The sequence below is a fragment of the Mycetocola sp. Y719 genome, from assembly GCF_056713205.1.
This window is the reverse complement of record NZ_JBWYGY010000001.1, coordinates 1,209,477-1,230,641: the sequence shown is the minus strand read 5'-3', so window position 1 is coordinate 1,230,641 and position 21,165 is coordinate 1,209,477. Positions and strand designations below refer to the sequence as shown.

The 21,165-nt window shown below is 66.8% G+C and carries 19 protein-coding genes; 14 read left to right on the top strand and 5 right to left on the bottom strand.

Going from position 1 to position 21,165, the window contains the following annotated elements:
* Positions 1–31 precede the first annotated feature (31 nt).
* Entirely contained in the window at positions 32–1,006 is a 975-nt protein-coding gene (gene nrdF / locus AC1M0F_RS05755) for a class 1b ribonucleoside-diphosphate reductase subunit beta (protein ID WP_480237226.1), read from the top strand.
* 99 nt (positions 1,007–1,105) lie between these two features.
* On the opposite strand, the gene AC1M0F_RS05750 is transcribed toward nrdF, so the two are convergent.
* The gene (locus tag AC1M0F_RS05750) at positions 1,106–1,789 is read right to left on the bottom strand and encodes a DNA alkylation repair protein (RefSeq protein ID WP_480237225.1); all 684 of its coding nucleotides are present in this window, start codon (positions 1,787–1,789) and stop codon (positions 1,106–1,108) included.
* 7 nt (positions 1,790–1,796) lie between these two features.
* Positions 1,797–2,723 carry an HAD family hydrolase gene (locus AC1M0F_RS05745; protein WP_480237224.1) on the bottom strand — a complete coding sequence of 309 codons (927 nt, stop codon included), beginning with the start codon at positions 2,721–2,723 and terminating at the stop codon, positions 1,797–1,799.
* Between the two features lie 309 nt (positions 2,724–3,032).
* Here AC1M0F_RS05745 and AC1M0F_RS05740 point away from each other — a divergent pair, with 309 nt between their 5' ends.
* The 5 genes from AC1M0F_RS05740 (at position 3,033) to AC1M0F_RS05720 (ending at position 7,791) form a co-directional block, all read left to right on the top strand.
* Positions 3,033–3,392, top strand: a complete 360-nt coding sequence (locus tag AC1M0F_RS05740) for a hypothetical protein (protein WP_480237223.1) — start codon at positions 3,033–3,035, stop codon at positions 3,390–3,392.
* Between the two features lie 88 nt (positions 3,393–3,480).
* A complete protein-coding gene (locus tag AC1M0F_RS05735) occupies positions 3,481–5,037 on the top strand; it encodes a molybdopterin-dependent oxidoreductase (RefSeq protein WP_480237222.1) in 1,557 nt (518 codons plus the stop codon).
* 98 nt (positions 5,038–5,135) lie between these two features.
* Entirely contained in the window at positions 5,136–6,032 is an 897-nt protein-coding gene (locus AC1M0F_RS05730) for an ABC transporter substrate-binding protein (protein WP_480237221.1), read from the top strand.
* A 14-nt stretch (positions 6,033–6,046) separates the two neighbouring features.
* Entirely contained in the window at positions 6,047–7,027 is a 981-nt protein-coding gene (locus tag AC1M0F_RS05725; protein ID WP_480237369.1) for an amino acid ABC transporter permease, read from the top strand.
* The gene (locus AC1M0F_RS05720; protein WP_480237220.1) at positions 7,024–7,791 is read left to right on the top strand and encodes an amino acid ABC transporter ATP-binding protein; all 768 of its coding nucleotides are present in this window, start codon (positions 7,024–7,026) and stop codon (positions 7,789–7,791) included. The genes AC1M0F_RS05725 and AC1M0F_RS05720 overlap by 4 nt, the downstream gene beginning before the upstream one ends.
* Here AC1M0F_RS05720 and hrpA read toward each other — a convergent pair.
* Positions 7,788–11,690 (bottom strand): ATP-dependent RNA helicase HrpA, encoded by a 3,903-nt coding sequence (hrpA, locus tag AC1M0F_RS05715; RefSeq protein WP_480237368.1) that lies wholly within the window; start codon positions 11,688–11,690, stop codon positions 7,788–7,790. The two genes, AC1M0F_RS05720 and hrpA, sit on opposite strands and share 4 nt — an antisense overlap.
* 88 nt (positions 11,691–11,778) lie before the next feature.
* On the opposite strand from hrpA, the gene AC1M0F_RS05710 reads away from it, so the two are divergent.
* From AC1M0F_RS05710 to AC1M0F_RS05675, 8 genes are all read left to right on the top strand, one after another.
* Complete coding sequence (locus AC1M0F_RS05710) at positions 11,779–12,501, top strand: hypothetical protein (protein ID WP_480237219.1); 723 nt, start codon at positions 11,779–11,781, stop codon at positions 12,499–12,501.
* On the top strand, positions 12,494–12,790 hold the full coding sequence (locus AC1M0F_RS05705; protein WP_480237218.1) for a transcriptional regulator: 297 nt from the start codon (positions 12,494–12,496) through the stop codon (positions 12,788–12,790). Before AC1M0F_RS05710 ends, AC1M0F_RS05705 begins: the two co-directional genes overlap by 8 nt.
* Positions 12,787–13,704 carry an ABC transporter ATP-binding protein gene (locus AC1M0F_RS05700; RefSeq protein WP_480237217.1) on the top strand — a complete coding sequence of 306 codons (918 nt, stop codon included), beginning with the start codon at positions 12,787–12,789 and terminating at the stop codon, positions 13,702–13,704. Before AC1M0F_RS05705 ends, AC1M0F_RS05700 begins: the two co-directional genes overlap by 4 nt.
* Complete coding sequence (locus AC1M0F_RS05695; RefSeq protein WP_480237216.1) at positions 13,701–14,453, top strand: ABC transporter permease; 753 nt, start codon at positions 13,701–13,703, stop codon at positions 14,451–14,453. The genes AC1M0F_RS05700 and AC1M0F_RS05695 overlap by 4 nt, the downstream gene beginning before the upstream one ends.
* 58 nt (positions 14,454–14,511) lie before the next feature.
* On the top strand, positions 14,512–15,351 hold the full coding sequence (locus AC1M0F_RS05690; protein ID WP_480237215.1) for an aldo/keto reductase: 840 nt from the start codon (positions 14,512–14,514) through the stop codon (positions 15,349–15,351).
* 20 nt (positions 15,352–15,371) lie between these two features.
* Positions 15,372–16,184, top strand: coding sequence for a DUF1684 domain-containing protein (locus AC1M0F_RS05685; protein WP_480237214.1), 813 nt, complete (start codon positions 15,372–15,374; stop codon positions 16,182–16,184).
* A gap of 65 nt (positions 16,185–16,249) precedes the next feature.
* On the top strand, positions 16,250–16,846 hold the full coding sequence (gene msuE, locus AC1M0F_RS05680; protein WP_480237213.1) for an FMN reductase: 597 nt from the start codon (positions 16,250–16,252) through the stop codon (positions 16,844–16,846).
* Between the two features lie 24 nt (positions 16,847–16,870).
* Positions 16,871–18,697 carry a thioredoxin domain-containing protein gene (locus AC1M0F_RS05675; RefSeq protein WP_480237212.1) on the top strand — a complete coding sequence of 609 codons (1,827 nt, stop codon included), beginning with the start codon at positions 16,871–16,873 and terminating at the stop codon, positions 18,695–18,697.
* A gap of 3 nt (positions 18,698–18,700) precedes the next feature.
* Here the strand turns inward: AC1M0F_RS05675 and AC1M0F_RS05670 are convergent, their stop codons facing one another.
* Positions 18,701–19,570 carry a sulfurtransferase gene (locus tag AC1M0F_RS05670; protein ID WP_480237211.1) on the bottom strand — a complete coding sequence of 290 codons (870 nt, stop codon included), beginning with the start codon at positions 19,568–19,570 and terminating at the stop codon, positions 18,701–18,703.
* Between the two features lie 81 nt (positions 19,571–19,651).
* Complete coding sequence (locus AC1M0F_RS05665) at positions 19,652–21,019, bottom strand: L-serine ammonia-lyase (RefSeq protein WP_480237210.1); 1,368 nt, start codon at positions 21,017–21,019, stop codon at positions 19,652–19,654.
* Between the last annotated feature and the right edge of the window lie 146 nt (positions 21,020–21,165).

Below are 21,165 nucleotides of genomic sequence, written 5' to 3'. Positions count from 1 at the left end.
TCGATCAACGTACTCATAAAGGAACTCTTCAATGATTGACAAGCTCAAGCTGGTCGACCACGTCCAGGCGATCAACTGGAACAAGATCGAGGACGAGAAGGACGTCGAGGTGTGGAACCGCCTCGTCAACAACTTCTGGTTGCCCGAGAAGGTGCCGTTGTCCAACGACGTCCAGTCGTGGAACACGCTCACCCCCGAGGAGCAGCAGCTGACGATGCGGGTGTTCACGGGGCTCACGCTCCTCGACACAATCCAGGGCACCGTCGGCGCCGTGTCGCTGATCCCGGATGCCGTCACTCCGCACGAAGAGGCGGTGTACACGAACATCGCGTTCATGGAGTCCGTGCACGCCAAGAGCTACTCATCGATCTTCTCGACCCTGTGCTCCACCAAGGAGATCGACGAGGCGTTCCGCTGGTCGGTCGAGAACGAGAACCTTCAGAAGAAGGCCTCGATCGTCATGGACTACTACACCGGCGACGACCCCCTGAAGCGGAAGGTCGCCTCGACACTGCTCGAGTCGTTCCTCTTCTACTCCGGGTTCTACCTGCCGATGTACTGGTCGAGCCGCGCGAAGCTCACCAACACGGCCGACATGATCCGGCTCATCATCCGCGATGAGGCCGTTCACGGGTACTACATCGGCTACAAGTTCCAGAAGGGTCTCGAGAAGGAGACCGAGGAGCGCCGCCAGGAGATCAAGGACTACACGTTCAACCTCCTGTTCGAGCTCTACGACAACGAGGTGCAGTACACGCAGGACCTCTACGACGCCGTCGGCCTGACCGAAGACGTGAAGAAGTTCCTGCACTACAACGCTAACAAGGCGCTGATGAACCTCGGCTACGAGCCGATGTTCCCGAAGACGGTCACCGATGTGAACCCGGCGATCCTCTCAGCGCTCTCTCCGAACGCCGACGAGAACCACGACTTCTTCTCCGGGTCCGGTTCGTCGTACGTAATCGGCAAGGCCGTTGTCACCGAAGACGAGGACTGGAACTTCTAGCCCGTCCGGTTCGTTGTACAGAAGGCGGTCACCCATCGGATGACCGCCTTCTGCGTGCCGGGCAGGGCTGCGACACCTCCGCCCTCCGTGCCCGACGTTCTAGCGCGATGAACCGTCCTTCATCAGGCGGCGGGTGGCCGGACTGATCCGGTCGGCATTGCGTGTCACGAAGGCCTCGAGCGCGTCCGCGTCGACCCGGCCGACCTCACGGAGCGCCGTACCGACCGAGGTCTGCACGAAATGCTCCTCGTCGTCGAGCAGGAGGTCAGCGATTGCCAGGGGGTCGGTGAGATCACCCGAGCGGATGATCCAGAACGACGCGGTGATGGCCGTGCGTCGTTCCCAGATATTCACCGATCTCGCGAGGTCGAACAGGGGAGCCCGCGAGCGGTGCAGCAGGTAGCCCCCGATCACGCGGGGCGCCGCGCGATCGACGAGGTCCCATGTGTCGATGTGGCTGTGCTCGGACAGGTACAGCTCGTACAGGCGGCGTCGCTCGTCCGTGTCGGCGGGAGAGCGGCGAGCGCGGGCGTCGAGGATGCTGATGGCCACCATCCTCGCTTCGTACCACGGCGACCGGAGCAGTCGGCGTACCTCGTCGAGGTCCATCGTCGACTCCCGTTTCGCCAGGTCGAACTGGGACTTCATCCGCACGCCGATCACCTGGCCGGGGTCGACCCGTGTGCTGATCTTCGCGAATTCGGCGGGGTCCGCCATCTCGCGAAGCCGTTCCAGGATCTGGTCGGCCGTCGCTGTGCTCTGGGGGCGGCGGGCGGATGTCATCGGCCGGTCAGAAGACGGTGTTCCAGTCGTTCCGGATGCTCACGACAGTCCAGCCTTCGTCTCTCGCCCGCTCGAGAGCGCGTTCCGACCCTGAGGTGTAGTCGAATTCGCGCTCGGCGTCGTCGTGCAGAACAAGCAACTGCAGGGACGGCCTCCCCGAGCGTCGGGTGAACTCCAGCATCTCGATGTCGCCGTTCGAGTTTCCGGCGGCGAGAACCGGGCGCCGACCCGTTCGATCCCAGATCCGCACCGGCTTCTCCGGTCCGTCATCGAGGTAGTCGGCCTCAGCCCGCCTGACGATGGTCCCCCCGTCGTCGTCGGCCGTGTACGCGAGGGCGGTCGCGCTGCCGATCACGTTCTCCCGCGGTATCCCGTACACGTCGGCCGTGATCGGTCGCATGAAGTCACGTCCGCCACCCGACGCGATGTACGTGGCGAAGCCGTTCGCCCGAAGATAGCCGAGGAGGTCGATCATCGGGGCGTAGGCACAGTCGAGGTAGCTGCGGTCGAGCGTCGGGTGGCGCGCCGTGCGAAGGAACTCGGCAGCAAGCTCGTCGAACCGGTCGACGCTGATGTCGGCGTGGGCTTTCAGGATGCCGGCGGCCATCCCGGCCAGCTTCGTGTCGTCGCCGGCGTAGTGGTCGGAAAGCACAGAGGCCAGCCAGACGTAGTCACGTTCGGAGGCGGCACGCCACGGCTCAGCCTTGCGCAGGTCCGGGTCGTCTTCCGTCATGGCCACGAGTCGTCGCAGGATGAAGTCGAGCTGGATCGGCATCGGTTTCTCGCACCAGAGCGTGCCGTCGTTGTCGAACACGGCGACACGATCCTCTGGCGGCACTGCTTCAGCGGAGTCGTCGGCCGTGCTCCTTCTGACGAAATCGAGGATGGCATCCTTCGCCGTCCCCTCGTTCCAGCTGGCCAGCTGTGTGCTCATGAGGTTCCTCTCGCGCGAATGCCCGGCGTCCTGTCGCGGGCGCACCCGTCACAGGACCGGACTCCTTGATGGTGGACGCACCTCGGCCAGCCCACATCATCCTTCAGGGGTGAACGGATCAGAAGATGCGGACCCCGGTTTCCCGTCGGCGCTGTTGCGCCAGGGGGTGATCCGGCCGGTGGCGGTCACCCTCGGCGGGTGAAATTCGGCGTCGGTGACCACGGGGCGTGGCATCGGACGCCCGCGGGTGCCAAGCTACGAGTCAGAACAGCCGCGGGTCGACGCCCGCGCGACGAAAGAGGTCTCAGCATGGCTGCCGCGCAGAAGTCGCAATCACGTTCGTCATCCACGGTCGACAGCTCGAAGGCCGGGATGTGGGGGTTCTTCGCCGGAGTCGTCACTGCGGCTCTCATCGCGGTCCCTCTCTCGGCGGCGTTCGCCTTCGCGACCCACCCTGAGACGCGGTTCCTGTTCACCAACGCGGTCGACGTCTCGGCGACCGGGTACGCCACGTTCTGGTGGGTGGCCACCCTGTTCCTGCTCTCGCTCCCGTTCCTCGTCGGGTTCGGAGTGGCGAAGATGTCGCGCAAGACGCTGGGAATCCTCGCGGGAATCGTGGTCGTCTTCCTGATCGGTCTCCTCGTTCTCGCGCAGGTCAGCTTCTGGTGATCGGCATCCTACTGGCGGTGTGACGGTGGCCCTGGCCCACTGATGGTTTCGGGCCGCACCATACAGGATGCGGGGCTACCCTGAACCCATGAGAGACCGGCGCGGCCCGCGAGGGCACTGGGTGCTGCCGGCAGCAGCCGGTGTGGCATCCGTCGTCTTCGGAACCGGCGTCGGTGAGCTGGGGGCGGCACTCCTCGCTCCCTCATCGAGTCCGTTCGTGGTGGTGGGCTCGCTGCTCATCGACCTGGCGCCGTCATGGGCGAAAGAGACGGCGATCGCGCTGTTCGGCACCAACGACAAGATCGCGCTCCTCATCGGAATCGGTGCCGTGCTCGTCGCTGTCGCCGGCGCCGCCGGCGTGCTCGAGGCCCGTCGGCCGCCCCTCGGGCGGGTGGTCATCTGGCTCCTCGGAGTCGTCGGAGCGATTGCCGCGTCGACGCGCGCCAACCCACCGATGCTCGCCATCGCGCCCGCCGCGATAGCGGCTCTGGCGGGGGTCGTCGCGCTGCAGTTACTCGTGCGCCGGTTGCCAGAGGTCCAGACGCTCTCGGCGCCGGTGCTCCCGGCTCGTGACGGCGGGGTGGACAGGCGGCGCTTCCTGGGCTGGGCGGGCGGCGCGGCGGCACTCGGGGTTATTTCCGCCGTCGGAGGCTACGCGCTGCAGGCGGGTTCCCGGACGATCGCGGCGGCCCGCGACGCCATCCGTCTGCCTAAGCCCGCCTCGACGGCGTCGGTTCCGTCCGCCGCCGAACTCGGGATCGACGGCCTTACCTCCGTGATCACGCCCAACGCCGAGTTCTACCGCATCGACACGGCGCTCGCCGTCCCCGCGGTCGACCCGTCGACGTGGAGCCTGCGCATCCACGGCATGGTGGATCGCGAGGTCATCATCACCTGGGACGAACTGCTCGCGCTGCCACTTGAAGAGAGCATCACCACTCTCGCGTGCGTCTCGAACGAGGTCGGCGACGGACTGATCGGAAACGCGCTGTGGCTCGGCTATCCCATTCGTGAGCTGCTCGCCCGGGCGGTACCGAGCGCCAGGGCCGACATGGTGCTCTCGCGCAGCATCGACGGGTTCACGGCCTCGACGCCACTCGCAGTGCTCGAAGACGACCGCAACGCGATCCTCGCGCTGGGAATGAACGGCGAGCCCCTTCCGCCGGAACATGGATTTCCCGTTCGCATGGTCGTCCCCGGACTCTACGGGTACGTCTCGGCCACGAAATGGGTCACCGAACTCGAGGTGACGCGATTCGACGCCGCGTCCGCCTACTGGACCGATCGTGGCTGGGGGGAGAGGGGCCCGGTGAAACTCTCGTCGCGCATCGACGTGCCGGCCACAGGACAATCCCTCACGGCCGGTCCGATCACGGTCGCCGGTGTCGCCTGGCACCAGCATGTCGGGATCGGTCGTGTCGAGGTGCAGGTCGACGAGGGGGCATGGCAGAAAGCGACTCTGGCCACGGCGATCTCGATCGACACGTGGGTCCAGTGGCACTACACCTGGGACGCGGGCGCCGGCACCCACACTCTGCGTGTGCGCGCTGTCGACTCCGATGGCGAGAAGCAGACCTCGAAGAGACAGGGCGTGCTACCTGATGGGGCGACCGGGCTGCACGAGCGCACCGTCGAGGTGCGCTGAGCCCGAAACGGCGCCTGCGGCGGCCTGACCCCCGTCGCTGTTGGGTTAGTCTCGGTGTAACGCCAGCATTGGCGTTTGCGAACGTAAGGACGATCTTCATGCGCATCAAAACCTTTGTTGCACCCCTGGCCCTGGCGGCAGCCGCTGCCCTCGTGCTGACCGGCTGTGTGAACAACGAGGACGCCCCATCGAAAGGTGGCAACGGCGGCAGCGGCGTCTCCGTCGACGAGGCCAGCGTCGCGCTCCTCCCGGACGACATCAAGGAGGCCGGCAAGCTCGTCATCGGCACGGACGCCAACTACGCGCCGAATGAGTACAAGGATCCCGACGGCAAGGTGATCGGCTGGGAGATCGACCTGATCGACGCCATGGCCGCCAAGCTCGGGCTCGAGACCGAGTACAAGTCGTCTCAGTTCGACAACATCATCCCCTCGATCGTCGGCAACAAGCTCGACTTCGGTCTCTCCTCCTTCACCGACACGCTCGAGCGTGAAGAGCAGGTCGACTTCATCAACTACTACACGGCAGGCGTCCAGTGGGCGTCGACCAAGGGTACCGAGGTCGACCCGAACAACGCCTGCGGGCTCAAGGTCGCCGTCCAGTCCACCACCTTCCAGGACACCGAAGAGGTCCCGGCCAAGTCGGATGCGTGTGTGGCTGCAGGCAAGGAACCGATCGAGAAGCTGCAGTTCGAGGCCCAGGATGCCGCCGCGAACGCGGTTGCTCTCGGCCAGGCCGACGCGTTCAGCGCTGACTCCCCGGTGACGCTCTACGCCATCGCTCAGAACCCCGACAAGCTGCAGGCCGCTGGCGAGACCTTCGACGAGGCGCCGTACGGCCTCCCGATCGCCAAGGACAGCGAGCTGACCGAGGCCATCGTCTCCGCCTTCGAGTCGCTGATCGCCGATGGAACCTATACCGAGATCCTCGACGAGTGGGGCGTTGCAGACGGCGGCCTCGACGAGATCACGATCAACGCAGCCTCGAAGGGCTAATCATGTCCGCGGACATGCAGAACCCATCGGCGCAGCAGGAAACCGCCGCGCCGGTGGGTGCCGGGCCGATCAAGGCCATCAAGCTGCGTCACCCGTGGCGCATGGTCATCGCCGTCGTCCTCGTCGCAGCGCTTGCGCTGTTCGTCTGGGACGCGGCACTCAGGCCCGCGTACGACTGGCCTGAATACGGCAAGTACATCTTCGACCGGCGCATCGCCGCGGCGGCGTGGGTGACCCTCCAGCTCACCGTCTACTCGATGGTCATCGCCATCGTTCTCGGACTTCTGCTCGCCGTGATGCGGCTCTCGCCGAATCCCGTGGTGAAGAGCGTGGCCTGGCTCTACCTCTGGATCTTCCGCGGCACACCCGTGTATGTCCAGCTCGTGTTCTGGGGCCTCATCTCTGTGATCTACAACACCATCGACATCGGTGTCCCCGGGCTCCAGCCGCTGGCCTCATGGGAGACCAGCGAACTGCTGAACACGTTCACCCTCGCCGTCATCGGTCTGGCGCTGAACGAGGCCGCATACATGGCGGAGATCGTGCGTGCAGGTATCCTCTCGGTCGACAAGGGCCAGGAAGAAGCGGCCACTGCACTCGGGATGAGCTGGGCGCAGACGATGCGCCGGATCATCGTCCCGCAGTCGATGCGCATCATCATCCCTCCGACCGGCAACGAGGTCATCTCGATGCTCAAGACCACGTCGCTCGTGGTCGCTGTGCCGTTCAGCCTTGACCTGTACACCCGGTCGCGTGACATCTCGGCAGTGAACTTCAACGTCGTAGCCATGCTGCTCGTCGCGTCGAGCTGGTACCTCCTGTTCACCTCCATCCTCATGGTCGGCCAGTACTTCCTCGAGAAGCGGTTCTCCCGCGGCATCGGGGCGATGCGCCTCGACAGGAACGCCCCCATCGACGACTCGGCCGACGGAGCCAACACCGGAACCCAGCCCGTACAGACACCGAAATCGCACGAGGAGGGGGGCAGAACATGACCGACGCACCGATGGTCCGCGCCGAAAGCGTCTGCAAGAACTTCGGCTCCAACCAGGTCCTCAAGGGAATCACCCTCGAAGTCGCGCGTGGCGAGGTGATGTGTCTCGTCGGCCCCAGCGGGTCGGGCAAGTCGACGTTCCTCCGCTGCATCAACCACCTCGAGCGGGTCGATGCCGGACGTCTGTTCGTCGATGACGAGCTTGTCGGGTACGAACAGCGCGGAGACAAGCTCTACGAGCTCAAGCCGAAGGTCGCCGCCCGCCAGCGCCGGGACATCGGCATGGTGTTCCAGCGGTTCAATCTCTTCCCGCACATGACCGCCCTCGAGAACGTCATCGAGGCGCCCATCCAGGTCCGCGGGCTGAGCCGCTCCGCAGCGGTCGCCAAGGGCAGGGAACTGCTCGAGCGCGTCGGTCTGGCCGGCCACATCGACCACTATCCGGCTCATCTCTCTGGCGGGCAGCAGCAACGTGTCGCCATCGCCAGGGCACTGGCCATGGAACCGAAGCTCATGCTCTTCGACGAGCCGACCAGCGCCCTCGACCCGGAACTCGTCGGCGAAGTGCTCGACGTGATGAAGGAACTCGCGAGCACCGGGATGACGATGATCGTGGTCACCCACGAGATGGGTTTCGCCCGCGAGGTCGCCGATTCCCTCGTCTTCATGGATGGAGGGGTCGTCGTCGAGTCCGGTGACCCGCGAGAGGTCCTGGCCAACCCGCAGCACGGCCGGACGCAGGCATTCCTGTCGAAGGTGCTCTAGCCGGCGAGAACCTTGCGGATGCGCTGCAGGGACACGGTCTCTGCAGCGCCGATGTTCTGGGCGAACAGGCTGAGTCGTAGTTCCTCGAGCATCCAGCGCGCTTTCGCGAGGTGCGGGGGAGCGAACGCGTCGAGCGGGATCGTCCCTCCCGCCGCTTCGAACAGCGCCGTGGCGGCCTGGATCTCGTTCATCCAGACCCGGTCGCGATTCGGGTTGTCCGGGAGCTTCTCCGCGCGGTGGGCTATCCCGGCCAGGTAACGGGGCAGGTGGGCAAGCCGTGCCGTTCCCGTCGACGAGACGAACCCGGGGAAGACGAGGCCGTTGAGCTGGGCCGTTGCGTCTGACAGGGCTGGGAGGAGGGAGAGGCTCGTGGCCCGTTTGAGCGATTTCTCCGCTGTCCTGGCGGCGGAGAGCACCTTGGCGACGAGGGAGACCGTGTCGAACATCGTGTTCATCATCGCGCCTGAGACCCGATCACGGACGGTCTCGAACTCGGCCCGCATGAACAGGGATCCGTCCGGAGACACGCGGTAGAGGATGTCGTCGATGCACGCGACGAGGCAGTCGTCGAACAGGGCCTGGGTCGACGGATACGGGCTTGTGGCGAGCACGAGTTTCTCGGCAGAGGTGAGGTGCTGCTGCACGTAGCTCACCGGCGACGGCACCGCCAGCAGCAGAAGCCGCCGGACACCACCAGGCATCGCCCGGCGCTGGTCGGCCTCCGTCGCCATGATCCGGATCGACACGGACGCGCCGTCATCGACGAGCGCGGGGTAGCCGCGGATGGTGTTCCCGGCGTGGCGGGTGTCGACGTACCTGGGCAGCTCGTCGAAGTCCCACCGGGTGATCCCCGAGCGTTCGAGGGCGTTCGGAGTCGCCTCGGCGACCTTCGCCACACTCTCCCTGGTACGGGAGGCCAGGCGGCGCTGCAGCTCGACGAGGTCTTTCCCCGTTGCGACCTGCCGTCCCTTCTCGTCCACGACCCGGAAGGTCACCTGCAGATGGCCGGGAATGCGGGAGAGATCGAAATCGGATGCTTCGATCGGCATATATGAGAGTCGCTTGATCGCGATGGCGAGGTGTGCGGCAAGTGTGTCGTTGTTCGTGGCCTGCGGAAGCGGCTGGGGAGGAGCATCCGGCAGTTCGGCCATCAGCCGGCGGGCCCAGTCGGCCGCAGGGACGACATTGCGCCTGATCGCCTTCGGCAGGGACTTGATCATGGCGGTGACGAGGTCCTGGCGGAGACCGGGGACCTGCCAGTCGAATCCGGCCGGCGACAGCCGGGGGAGCAGGGGAAGCGGGACCTGGACTGTGACGCCGTCGTCCTCGGCGCCCGGTTCGAACCGGTACCGCAGGCTGAGCTTCTGATCGCCCTGTCGCCACACCGGCGGGAACTGGGCCTCATCGACCTCGGGAGCGTCATCGGGGAGGAGGTCCTCCTGCCGCATGGTGAGCAGGTCGGGCGTCGACTTCCTGGCATCGCGCCACCAGCCCTCGAAGCTGCGGGTGGAGAACACCTCGGCGGGGATGCGGGAATTGTAGAAGTCGAAGACGGCTTCGTCGTCGAAGAGAATGTCACGGCGCCTGGTGCGCTCTTCGAGTTCGGCGAGTTCCTTGCGGAGCTTGCGGTTGGCTCGGTCGAAGGCCTGGGGCGAGTCCCATTCACCTTCGACGAGCGCGTGCCTGATGAACAGCTCACGCGAGAGCTCCGGGTCGATCCGGGAGTACTGGACGCGGCGACGGGGGACGATGGCGAGACCGTAGAGCATCACCTTCTCCCAGGCGACGACGGCACCCTGTCCCTTCTCCCAGTGCGGTTCCGAGAAACTGCGTTTGACGAGGTCCCCGGCGATCTGCTCGGCCCACGCCGGATCGATGGCCGCGTTGGTGCGCGCGAACAGCCGGGACGTCTCGACGAGTTCCGCCGCCATGAGCGCATTCGGCTGTTTCTTCGACAGGGCGGAACCCGGGAAGATCACGAAACGGGTCTGCCTCGCGCCGATGTAGTCGCCCTTCTTCGCGGGCCCTGGGCGGCCAGGGGTCTTGCCGCGGGCACTGTTCGCTGCCGCTGCGGCGGCATCCTTCAGACCGATGTGGGAGAGCAGGCCGGCGAGAAGCGATTTGTGGATGCCGTCGGGGTTCGTCGCCCGGTCGGAGAGGGTGAGCCCGAGCGGTTTGGACAGCTGCCGGAGCTGGCGGACGACGTCCTGCCACTCCCGCACGCGCAGGTAGTTGAGGAATTCGGTCTTGCACAACCGCCGGAAGGCGCTCGAGCCGAGCTCTTTCTGCTTGTCCTCGAGGTAGTTCCAGAGGTTCAGCAGCGAGAGGAAGTCGCTCGTCGGGTCGGTGAACCTGGCGTGCTGTTCGTCCGCCTGCTGCCGCTTCTCCAGTGGCCGCTCCCTGGGGTCCTGGATGGTGAGGGCCGCGACGATGGCCATCACCTCGCGGGAGACACCGTGCCTCTTCGACTCGACCACCATGCGGGCGAAGCGCGGGTCGATGGGCAGGCGGGACAGGTCACGGCCGACCCTGGTCAGGGCAGGGGTCTGTCCTTCGGCGGTGCTGATGGCGCCGAGTTCGCGCAGCAGATCCAGCCCGTCCTTGATGCCGCGGGAGTCCGGCGGCTGGAGGAACGGGAAGGCCTGGATGTCGCCGAGACCCAGCGACACCATCTGCAGGATGACGGCGGCGAGGTTGGTGCGGAGAATCTCCGGTTCGGTGAACTCAGGCCTGGCCTCGAAGTCCTGCTCCGAGTACAGGCGGATCGCGATGCCGTCGCTCGTGCGGCCGGAGCGTCCTGAGCGCTGATTCGCCGACGCCTGCGAGATCGCCTCGATGGGGAGCCGCTGGATCTTCGACCGCACGCTGTAGCGGGAGATCCGCGCGGTGCCTGCGTCGATGACGTACTTGATGCCGGGAACGGTGAGGCTCGTCTCGGCAACGTTCGTGGCGAGGACGATCCGGCGGCGGACCCCGGCGACGGTGCTCGGCTGGAAGACACGGTGCTGCTCGGCCGAACTCAGACGGCCGTACAGGGGGAGGACCTCGGTGACGCCGGCGCCGCCTGAGGCATACCGGGCGCGGAGGGCGTCGGCAGTGTCGCGGATCTCCGTCTCGCCGCTGAGGAAGACGAGCACATCGCCCATCGATTCAGTGGCCAGCTCGTCGAGGGCTGCGGTGATGCCGTCGATGGGGTCGAGGTCTGGCTGCGTCTCGGAGGCGTCGTCCTGGTCGTCGTCCTCGGCGGGCGCGTCTGCGACGAGTGGCCGGAAGCGGATCTCCACCGGATACGTGCGGCCGGACACTTCGACGATCGGAGCATCCTCGAAATGGCGGGAGAAACTCTGCGGGTCGATGGTGGCCGAGGTGATGATGACCTTGAGGTCCGGCCGTTTCGGCAGCAACTGCTTGAGGTAACCGAGCAGGAAGTCGATGTTGAGGCTGCGTTCGTGGGCCTCGTCGATGATGATCGTGTCGTAGGCCCGCAGCATCCGGTCACGGTGGATCGCATTGAGCAGGATGCCGTCGGTCATCAGCTTGACCTTCGTGTCCTTGCCGGCCTGGTCGGTGAACCGCACCTGATACCCGACGAGACCGCCGAGCTCGACGCCGAGCTCCTCGGCGATGCGTTCGGCGATGGTCCTGGCGGCCAGGCGCCGGGGCTGGGTGTGCGCTATCGACTCGCGCCCGAGTTCGAGGAGGATCTTCGGCAGCTGGGTGGTCTTCCCCGACCCGGTGGCTCCAGCGACGATGACGACCTGGTGGTCACGGATGACCTCCATGATCTCGTCCTTCATCTGGCTGACGGGCAGCTCGGGAGGGTAGGAGATCGTGAAAGACATAGCCCTCCATCGTAGGACACGCGCCCCGCGAGTTGCCCGGTTCGATGGGTGACGGATGCCCTGACACCCGTAATACTCGGCAACTCGCGAGAAACTTCGAGCAAACCTCTTGATTGAGCAAAGTGGTTTGTGTTACAAAGTAGTCATGGACAACGCAGACCACGGAGACCGGCAACCCGGATCCGCATCGAACGCTCGCACGGTCGATGGCGATGAGCCGCTCGACCCGGCGGCCATGCTCGAGCTCGTGCAGGCTCAGCAGCGCAGCGCCACGACCCAGATGGGCAGCTTCGTCGGAGTGATCACCGCCACGTGGGGGATCGCCTGGCTCGTCGGCTTCCTTCTCCTCTGGCTCATCGATGGTGCCGAGCCCGCGTTCTCGCTCCCGGTGCCGATCGCGGCCACAGGATTCGGCATTCTCGTCGCCATTGCGATCGTCATTTCGATCGTTCTCGGCATCCGCAACACCCGCGGTGTGAAAAATTCCCCGGCGAGCGCATTCACGGGTGCCGTCTACGGTTCGACCTGGTCGGTGTCGATGATCGCCCTGTACGTTCTCGGGGCTGGGCTCATCGTCAACGGGATGCCTCCAGCGGTGGCGAGCATCTACTTCCCTTCTGCTTACGTGCTGATGACCGGGGTGCTGTTCATGGTGTCTGGGGCAATCTGGCACGCGGTCCCCGCCCTCGTGAGCGGGGTCTGGCTCGTCGTCGTCGCCGTTGTCGCCCCGTTCTTCCAGTACCCCAACCACTACCTCTTCCTCGCGCTTGCCGGCGGTGGAGCGTTCATCGCGCTCGCGATCGGCTCCGAGATCTATGCGCGGCGGGTGCGTCGCGCAGCGCTGTCCGGAGCGCGGCGCAATGGCTGACCTCGACCCCGTCATCCACGCCCAGGCGAGGCTCCGCATCACCGCAGCTCTCGCAACGCTGGAATCCGGAGAGAGCATCTCGTTTCCCCGACTCCAGGAGATCCTCGAGATGACCGCAGGCAATCTCTCCACCCATCTCAGCAAGCTGGAAGGGGCGTCCTACGTTCTCGTCACCAAGACCCACCAGGGAAAGACGCCCGTGACCTACCTTGAATTGACCCGGAGCGGTCGCCGCGCGTTCGAGGACTACACGGAGTCGCTGCGCGCTCTGCTCGGAGAAGCATCATGACCTCCCTCGCCCGCTTCGACCACGTCACCCGGCGGTTCGGTGACGTCACCGCGCTCGACGACGTCTCGCTCGAGATCGGCGCCGGCCGGATCGTCGGCCTCCTCGGGCCCAACGGCGCAGGGAAGACCACCCTGCTGTCCCTCCTGCAGGGCCTGAGGCGCCCGACCAGCGGCAGCGTCGAGCTGTTCGGTGCCAGCCCGTCCGATTTCCGGACGCGTCGGCTGCTCGGCTCGACTCCGCAGGAGACCGCGCTGCCGCCGACCCTCCGCGTCGGCGAGGTGATCGACTTCGTCGGCAAGCACTTCGAAAATCCGGTTCCGACGGCCGCGGTGGCCGACGAGTTCGGCCTGTCCGCCATGCTCAAGAAACAGACCGGCGCCCTCTCCGGAGGGCAGAAACGCCGGTTGAGTGTTGCGTTGGCCTTCGTCGGGCGCCCCACTCTCGTCCTCCTCGACGAACCCACCACAGGGCTCGACGTCGACGCCAGACGGACGCTGTGGGATGCCGTCAGACGGCAGCATGACCAGGGAGCGACCGTCGTCGTCACCAGCCACTACCTCGACGAGATCGAGGCGCTCGCCGAACGGGTCGTCGTCCTCGGCGGTGGCACGATCCTCGCCGACGACGACCTCGGAGCCGTCCTCGACCGGGTCGGGGTGCGCATGATGCGGCTGACGACGCCGGATGCCGCGGCCGTCGCCCGGCTCAGCACCGTCATGTCCACCCAGCAGGAGGACGACGGCTCACATACCTTCTTCGTGAAGGACGCCGACGCCGCCGTGACCGACCTCGTGCGGTCGGGCATCCCGTTCGCCGGCCTCACCGTCAGGGGCGCGAGCCTCGAGGAAGCTTTCCTCACCCTCACCGGCGCCGCGGCAGCGGTGCCGGCCACCGAAGGGAACACCGGGCCATGACCGTTCTCCGCCTCGCCGTCGTCCACGCGAAATACTCCCTCATCGAGACTCTGCGCGTGCCCATCGCCGTCATCGGTTCCCTCGTGTTCCCCGCGCTCGCACTGCTCTTCTTCGTCGTCCCCCAGGAGACGGTGGCGGCGAACCCGCTGTTCGCGACCCATGCCGTCATCTCGCTCAGTGTCTTCGCCGTGATGAGCAACTCGCTGTTCAGCTTCGGCCTCAGCATCGCCCAGGACCGAGAGAAGCCCTGGGACCCGTACCTGCGAACGCTCCCAGCCCCTGGGATGTCCAGGGTCCTCGCCTACATCTTCTCGATCGGCCTGATGGGACTCGTCGCCATCATCCCGGTGATCGTCATCGGCGGGATCTTCACAGCCGCGGAGGCGCCACCGTGGCGGATCCTTTTCGGGTTCGGTACCCTCGCCGTCTCGGCGCTCCCGTTCATGCTCATCGGAATCGCCGTCGGCTACTCGATGCCGTCCAAGGCTGCGATCGCCGTCATCCAGCTCATCTCGTTCGGGTTCGCCTTCGCGGGCGGGTTGTTCCTTCCCCCGGTGATGTTCGCGCCGTGGCCCGACACCCTCTCGAAGTTCTTCCCGTCGAGACAGGCGAGGGAACTGGTGATCTGGGCGGTGCAGGGCGGGGCACTGGAAACGTGGGCCTGGGTCGGCATCCTCGTCTGGACCCTCGTCATGCTCGTCGTCGCGCTCGTGCTGTTCCGCCGCGACCAGGGCCGCCGATTCCGCTGACGGCGAAGCCGACCCCGCTGAAGTTGGGAACCCCAGCCGCTGGTGGTTAGCTGGAACGATGACGACAACGTGGACTGGTCCGGTACTCCCTCTCAACTCAGGCGCAACGATCCCGCAGCTCGGCTTCGGAGTCTTCCGGGTCGACCCGGATGAGACCGAACGGATCGTGACGGATGCCCTCGAAGTCGGTTATCGCCACATCGACACCGCAGCCATCTACGGCAACGAAGAGGGCGTCGGACGGGCGATCGCGGCCAGCGGCATCCCGCGCGAAGACCTGTTCATCACCACCAAGCTGTGGAACTCGGACCAGGGCACCCAGTCCGCACACGACGCCATCGACCTCAGCCTCGAGAAGCTCGGGCTGGACTTCGTCGACCTCTACCTCATCCACTGGCCCACCCCGAAGCGGGACCTCTACCGTGAAAGCTGGAAAGCGTTGCAGCGGATCCAGGCAGACGGCAAGGCCACATCGATCGGAGTCTCGAACTTCCTCGTCGAACACCTCGAGAAGATCATCGCCGACGGCGGAGCCGTCCCGGCTGTCAACCAGATCGAACTCCACCCGGCGCTCCAGCAGCGGGACGTCGTTTCGTACTCACGGGACAACGGGATCCAGATCGAGGCCTGGGGCCCGCTCGGCCAGGGCAAGTACCCGCTCTTCGATGAGCCAAGTGTGGCCGGAGCGGCAGCAGCCCACGGCAAGAGCCCCGCCCAGGTGGTTCTCCGCTGGCACCTGCAGAACGACAACATCGTCTTCCCCAAGTCGAACAGCCGTGGGCGGATCGCCGAGAACCTCGACGTCTTCGACTTCGAACTGACGGATGCCGAGGTGGCAGCGATCTCCGCTCTCGAGCGCGACGGCCGGGTCGGCTCCCACCCGAACGACGTCAACTGATCGGACAGGGAAGACACACCATGACGTTGCCTGACACGTTCGACTCGAGCACAGACGCATTCACGTCCGACTGGGACACCTGGCACGAAGCCCGGGAACGGGGCACAGGTTCCCCCCTCGGCCTCGCCGCTCTCGCGGCCACCCACTGGCTGGCGGGTGCTCCTGCCGAGTACGACGGTGTGCCAGGCCGGTGGCATGCCGCGCCGGACGGGATCATCGGAACGGGTCCAGACCTCGACGGCCTGACACTGCTCCAGAGCGGACGGCCCATCGGCGCCGTCACCGGTGACTCGGTGACCCTCGGCGCCGGCCAGGACATCGAGTGGGGTGAGAAGCGACTGCGCTACTTCGAGCGCGACGGGGCACTCGCGCTCCGCCTGCTCGATCCCGACGCGCCGACGCGCACCGTCCTGCGCGGCATCGAAGCGTTCGATCCGGACGAGTCCTTCATCTTCGAGGGCACCTTCCGCCCGGCGGCACCTGACGCAAGCGTGGAGTTCACCACGATCGACGGGCACCGGTCTGAGGACGCACCCGCCGGCGTCGTCGACCTCGACCTGCCCGACGGACCCGTGTCGATCACCGTCACGCGCGAGCGAGGTGGCCTGCACGCCGTCTTCGCCGACGGAACGAGCGGCACCGAGAGCTACCGGTTCCGGTTCCTCGACATGCCCCTCGCGGACGAGGACGGCCGCGTGGTCGTCGACTTCAACCGGGCCTACCTTCCGCCGTGCGCCTTCAGCGACTTCTACGTGTGCCCGCTGCCCCCCGCAGGGAACCGGCTGTCCACGCCGATCCGGGCCGGCGAGAAGAACGTCGTCCTCGCCTCCTGACACGCGCGTTACGTCGTGTTGCACGCGCATGGCATCGCCGGTGTGAACCGGCGTAGCGTCGCAGCATGGTCGAGAACACAGGAAACCGTCCCCTGAGGGTCGTCGCGGTCTGCGGCAGCCTTCACGCGCCGTCCAAGACGAGCGTGCTCGTGACGACCATTCTCGACGCGATCGCCGAACGCCAGGAGATCTCCCGTCACGTCATCGAGCTCAGCGACATCGGTCCCGAGTTCGCCGGTGCTCTCACGCGCGAGCAGGTTGCGCCAGGGGTCGAAGAAGAACTCCGCCGGATCGAGGACGCCGACCTCCTCATCGTCGCCAGCCCCGTCTACCGGGGTTCGTTCACCGGCCTGTTCAAGCACCTCTTCGACTTCGTCGGCCAGTACTCCCTTGTCGACAAGCCGGTGCTGCTGGCGGCGACGGGCGGCGGCGAACGCCACGCCCTCATCCTCGAGCACCAGTTCCGGCCGCTGTTCGGATTCTTCCAGGCGCTCACCCTGCCGATCGGCGTCTATGCGTCGACGACGGACTTCACCGAGTACACCCTCACCTCGGATGCGGTGAAGCAGCGGGTCGAACTCGCCGTCCTCAGGGGACTGCCGTTCGTGCACAACCGCGACCGCGAGATCGACGAGATATCCGCGTACGTCGGAGCCTGGTAGCCCAGCCGAGCCTAGGCTGAAGGCATGGTCAACCGCCTCGCCACCGCCATCAGCCCCTACCTCCGCTCGCACGCCGGGAATCCGGTCGACTGGCGTGAATGGGGAACGGATGCTTTTGACGAGGCAGCCACGCGCGACGTCCCCGTCTTCCTGTCGATCGGCTATTCGACCTGCCACTGGTGCCACGTCATGGCCAGGGAGTCGTTCAGCGACCCGGCGATCGCCGCTGTGCTGAACGACAACTTCGTCAGCATCAAGATCGACCGCGAGGAATACCCGTCCGTCGACGCCAGCTATCTGGCACAGGCCGCCGCGTTCACCGGGCAGCTGGGCTGGCCACTGAGCGTCTTCGCGACGCCGGGTGGAGTCGCGTTCCACGCAGGGACCTACTTTCCCCCTGAGCCGGTGCAGGGGCATCCGTCGTTCCGGCAGGTCCTCGACGCGGTAATCGACGCGTGGTCGAACCGGAGGACGGAAGTGATGCAGAACGCGGCAGCGATCGGGGAGGCCATTGCCGCGTCTCCCGTTCCCACCGGCGGAGCTTTGCCTGCCGACGCGGACCTCGACACCGCCGTCGCCCTGCTCGCCGCACACGAAGACCCCCAGTACGGCGGCTTCGGCGGGGCGCCGAAATTCCCGGTCGCCCCCGTCCTGGGATTTCTCCTCGCATCAGGGGACCCGCTCGGCGTCCGGACGCTCGAGCGCATGGCCGCGTCGCCTCTCCGCGATCCGGTCGAAGGTGGATTCTTCCGCTACGCCACGAAACGCGACTGGAGCGACCCGCACTACGAGCGGATGCTCTACGACAACGCTCTCCTCCTCGACGCGTGCACGACCGCGTGGGCAGCAGACGACAGCCGTGACTGGGCAGGCGAGGCAGCCGCAGGGGTGGCCGGCTTCCTGACCGGCGTGCTGCAGTTGCCCACCGGCGGCTACGCCAGCGCCCAGGACTCGGAGTCGGTGATCGACGGTGCGCGTTCCGAAGGCGGCTACTACGCCGAGGATGCCGCCGGACGGGCTCTCCTGGACCCTCCTGCCCTCGACGAGAAGGTCCTTGCCGGCTGGAACGGCCTGGCCATCGCGGCCATGGCCAGGGCCGCAGTGGTGTTCGACAGGGACGACTGGCTGGAGTCGGCGAGATGGGCGGCAGACTACCTGCTCGAGAACCACCGCGACGGCGACGGCCGGCTGATCCGTGCATCCGTTGCCGAACGGCGCTCGGCAGCCCGAGCCACCCTCGAGGACTACGGCATGCTCGCAGACGGCCTCCTCTCGCTCGCCACAGCGACAGGCGAGCCGGTCTACGCGATCGCAGCGCGCGCCCTGGTCGATGAGATCCTCACGGCCGGTGAGGCGGCGGGCACGGTCTTCGCCGAGCCGGGCGGCGGCGACCCGGTGCTGGCCGGCCACGGCATCGCCATCGGCAGCGACCCCTCCGAGGGTGCATACCCGTCCGGGACGAGCGCGAGCGCGCAGGCCGCGTGGCGCCTCCATGTCCTCACCGGCGGTCGTCGCTACCTCGACGCAGCCGTCAGCGCCCTCGAACCGGTCGCGGGGCTCGCCCTGGCCAACCCGATCGCGTTCGGCACGTCGCTGACCCTGATGCGTCGCCTGGCCGGGACGCCTGTGCAGCTCGTCGTCGTCAGTCCTGACGACTCCGGACGCACCGCGGGCCTGCCCGACGGCATCCGGCACCAGGCCACCGACGTGACCGCACTGGTCACCGAGCAGCAGGCGCGGGAGTTCGCCTCGGCCGGATTCGAGCTGTTCGAGGCGCGAACCAGCAGGAACGGGGCGCGGGCAGCGTACCTGTGCGAGGACTTCGTCTGCCGTCTGCCGACGGCGGTCTGAGCGTCAGCCCGTCGACACCGGTGCTGCCGGGTCGGCCAGCCATTCGTTGAGCGAGCCGTCGAAGACAACCACGTTGCCGTGCCCGGTCAGCACGAGACTGAGGGCGGTCGCGGTCGCGGCGATCCCTCCGGCGCAGTAGGCGATCACACGGTCGGCGCCGGTGACGTCCGCCGGGTACAGGGCACGCAGGTCGGTGGGGTCGAGGAACGTCCTGGTTGCGCGTTCGATGAGTGTGGAAGCAGGGACGTTCACGCTCCCGGGGATGTGTTTTGGGCGTCGCCCGGTCGGAGAGGCGCCGGAGAACTCTGCAGACGGCAGGCCGCAGACGAGAGCACCGCCGGCATCACCGGCGACGACCCGCTCGACCTCGGCCTTGTCCACCCAGAACCCCGGTCGGGATCTCGCGACGATCGTACCCGCCTCAGGCTCGATGTGCCCGGCGTCGGTGTCCCGGCCCTCGGTGTGCCATGCGGTCAGCCCACCGTCCAGCACCGCGATCGTCTCGAACCCGTAGCTGAGAAAGAGCCACCACAGCCGGGACGCCCACGCCCCGCCTGCACTGTCGTACACGACGACGGTGCTGGAATCCCGGATGCCGACGGATGCCGCAGCGCGCTCGAACGATGCGGCGTCCGGTCTGGTGAACGGGAACCGGGCGGAGGGGTCGCTGAACACCTCGAGAAGATCCGCGAAGACCGCGCCGGGGATGTGCGCGTCGAGCAGGTACCTGTCGTAGCCGGAGATGAAGGCAGGCGTCCCCGTGGCGTCCCTCACGACGAGGACCGTGGCGTCGAGGATGACGAGGTCGTCCGAGCCGAGATGGTCGGCGAGCCACTGCGTCGTGACCGTCGGGCCGCTGAGGAGGGGAGGCATGATTCCACGCTAGGCCGGGACAGGCCGGCGTGTCCCACGCGGTGACACACACGGTCACGCTGCGTCACACGGTGACGGTGGTCAGCACTCGATCACGTTGACGGCGAGGCCGCCCTCGCTCGTCTCCTTGTATTTGGTCGACATGTCGACGCCGGTCTGCCGCATGGTCTCGATCACGGCATCCAGGGACACGAGGTGGGTGCCGTCGCCGTGCAGCGACAGCCGGGCTGCGCTCACCGCCGTCGACGATGCGATGGCGTTCCGTTCGATGCACGGAACCTGCACCAGGCCGCCGACCGGGTCGCAGGTCAGGCCGAGGTGGTGCTCCATCGCGATCTCCGCGGCGTTCTCCACCTGGCCTGGGGTGCCGCCGAGCACAGCGCAGAGCGCCCCGGCGGCCATGGCGCAGGCAGAACCGACCTCGGCCTGGCAACCGCCCTCCGCGCCGGAGATCGAGGCGTTCGCCTTGAACAGGGAACCGATGGCCGTCGCGGTGAGCAGGTAGCGCCGGATGCCGTCGTGGGACGCCCCTGGGACGAAACGGAGGTAGTACGAGCCGACGGCGGGGATGATACCGGCCGCGCCGTTGGTCGGCGCGGTGACGACGCGTCCGCCTGCGGCGTTCTCCTCATTCACGGCGAGGGCGAAGGAGTGCAGCCACTCGCTCGGCAGTTCCCTCCCGCTTTCGGCCTCGGCGATCTCGAGGTGCTCGCGCACCGCTGCTGCGCGTCGTTTGACGCGGAGTCCTCCGGGGAGCAGCCCGCTGCCTGCGAGGCCGTTCTGTACGGATTCGGTCATGGCCGCCCAGATCGCGTCGAGACCCGCGTCGACGTCGGCAGGGGAGCGGACGGCTTCTTCGTTGCGCCTGGCGATTTCGTCGATCCGCAGTCCGGACTGGTCGCAGAGTTCGAGGAGGGCGACGGACGTGGCGAACGGCAGCGGATAGGCCGGGGAGGGGCGCGCGCTGAGATCTTCGCCCTCGCGGCGGATGAATCCTCCGCCGACCGAGTAGTAGGTCTCACTCGAGAACGGCTCGTGGCCACCGGACCAGGCGTGGATGGTCATCGCGTTCGGATGCCCCGGCAGGCGGGTGCGGGGTTCGAAGCCGACATCCGCTTTCTCGAACCGGATCGGACGCCGTCCGGCCAGCATGAGGGTCGAGCCGGGTTCGAGATCCGTCCAGGCCCGGTGAACGGCCGCTGGATCGCAGGTTTCAGGATTGGCGCCGCTGAGCCCGGCGACGACGGCATCCGGCGTCCCATGGCCGATGCCCGTCGAACCGAGCGAGCCGTAGAGGACGCACGTGATCCGCTCGACGTCGTCGAGGGCCCCGGCGTCGTCGAGCGCAGCGACGAAGGCGAGCGCAGCGCGCATCGGCCCGACCGTATGCGAACTCGACGGCCCGATCCCGATCGAGAACAACTCGAACGCAGAGACGTACGCCGTCATATCGCCTCCTTGCGAATCCGCTCCCAGCGGGAGTCCTCCGCCACTATAAACGGGGCGGAACCCGGGTGGGCAGAGTGCACACGACACGGGTGATCTGGCGCAAGAAAACGGTGCAGATCCTGCGCACACCGCAGAAAAGGTGCGTG

Bases quoted from the DNA above. Each gene is read 5' to 3' on its own strand.
- nrdF (WP_480237226.1), top strand. From the start codon at position 32: ATGATTGACAAGCTCAAGCTGGTCGACCACGTCCAGGCGATCAACTGG.
- AC1M0F_RS05750 (WP_480237225.1), bottom strand. From the start codon at position 1,789: ATGACATCCGCCCGCCGCCCCCAGAGCACAGCGACGGCCGACCAGATC.
- AC1M0F_RS05745 (WP_480237224.1), bottom strand. From the start codon at position 2,723: ATGAGCACACAGCTGGCCAGCTGGAACGAGGGGACGGCGAAGGATGCC.
- AC1M0F_RS05740 (WP_480237223.1), top strand. From the start codon at position 3,033: ATGGCTGCCGCGCAGAAGTCGCAATCACGTTCGTCATCCACGGTCGAC.
- AC1M0F_RS05735 (WP_480237222.1), top strand. From the start codon at position 3,481: ATGAGAGACCGGCGCGGCCCGCGAGGGCACTGGGTGCTGCCGGCAGCA.
- AC1M0F_RS05730 (WP_480237221.1), top strand. From the start codon at position 5,136: ATGCGCATCAAAACCTTTGTTGCACCCCTGGCCCTGGCGGCAGCCGCT.
- AC1M0F_RS05725 (WP_480237369.1), top strand. From the start codon at position 6,047: ATGCAGAACCCATCGGCGCAGCAGGAAACCGCCGCGCCGGTGGGTGCC.
- AC1M0F_RS05720 (WP_480237220.1), top strand. From the start codon at position 7,024: ATGACCGACGCACCGATGGTCCGCGCCGAAAGCGTCTGCAAGAACTTC.
- AC1M0F_RS05710 (WP_480237219.1), top strand. From the start codon at position 11,779: ATGGACAACGCAGACCACGGAGACCGGCAACCCGGATCCGCATCGAAC.
- AC1M0F_RS05705 (WP_480237218.1), top strand. From the start codon at position 12,494: ATGGCTGACCTCGACCCCGTCATCCACGCCCAGGCGAGGCTCCGCATC.
- AC1M0F_RS05700 (WP_480237217.1), top strand. From the start codon at position 12,787: ATGACCTCCCTCGCCCGCTTCGACCACGTCACCCGGCGGTTCGGTGAC.
- AC1M0F_RS05695 (WP_480237216.1), top strand. From the start codon at position 13,701: ATGACCGTTCTCCGCCTCGCCGTCGTCCACGCGAAATACTCCCTCATC.
- AC1M0F_RS05690 (WP_480237215.1), top strand. From the start codon at position 14,512: ATGACGACAACGTGGACTGGTCCGGTACTCCCTCTCAACTCAGGCGCA.
- AC1M0F_RS05685 (WP_480237214.1), top strand. From the start codon at position 15,372: ATGACGTTGCCTGACACGTTCGACTCGAGCACAGACGCATTCACGTCC.
- msuE (WP_480237213.1), top strand. From the start codon at position 16,250: ATGGTCGAGAACACAGGAAACCGTCCCCTGAGGGTCGTCGCGGTCTGC.
- AC1M0F_RS05675 (WP_480237212.1), top strand. From the start codon at position 16,871: ATGGTCAACCGCCTCGCCACCGCCATCAGCCCCTACCTCCGCTCGCAC.
- AC1M0F_RS05670 (WP_480237211.1), bottom strand. From the start codon at position 19,570: ATGCCTCCCCTCCTCAGCGGCCCGACGGTCACGACGCAGTGGCTCGCC.
- AC1M0F_RS05665 (WP_480237210.1), bottom strand. From the start codon at position 21,019: ATGACGGCGTACGTCTCTGCGTTCGAGTTGTTCTCGATCGGGATCGGG.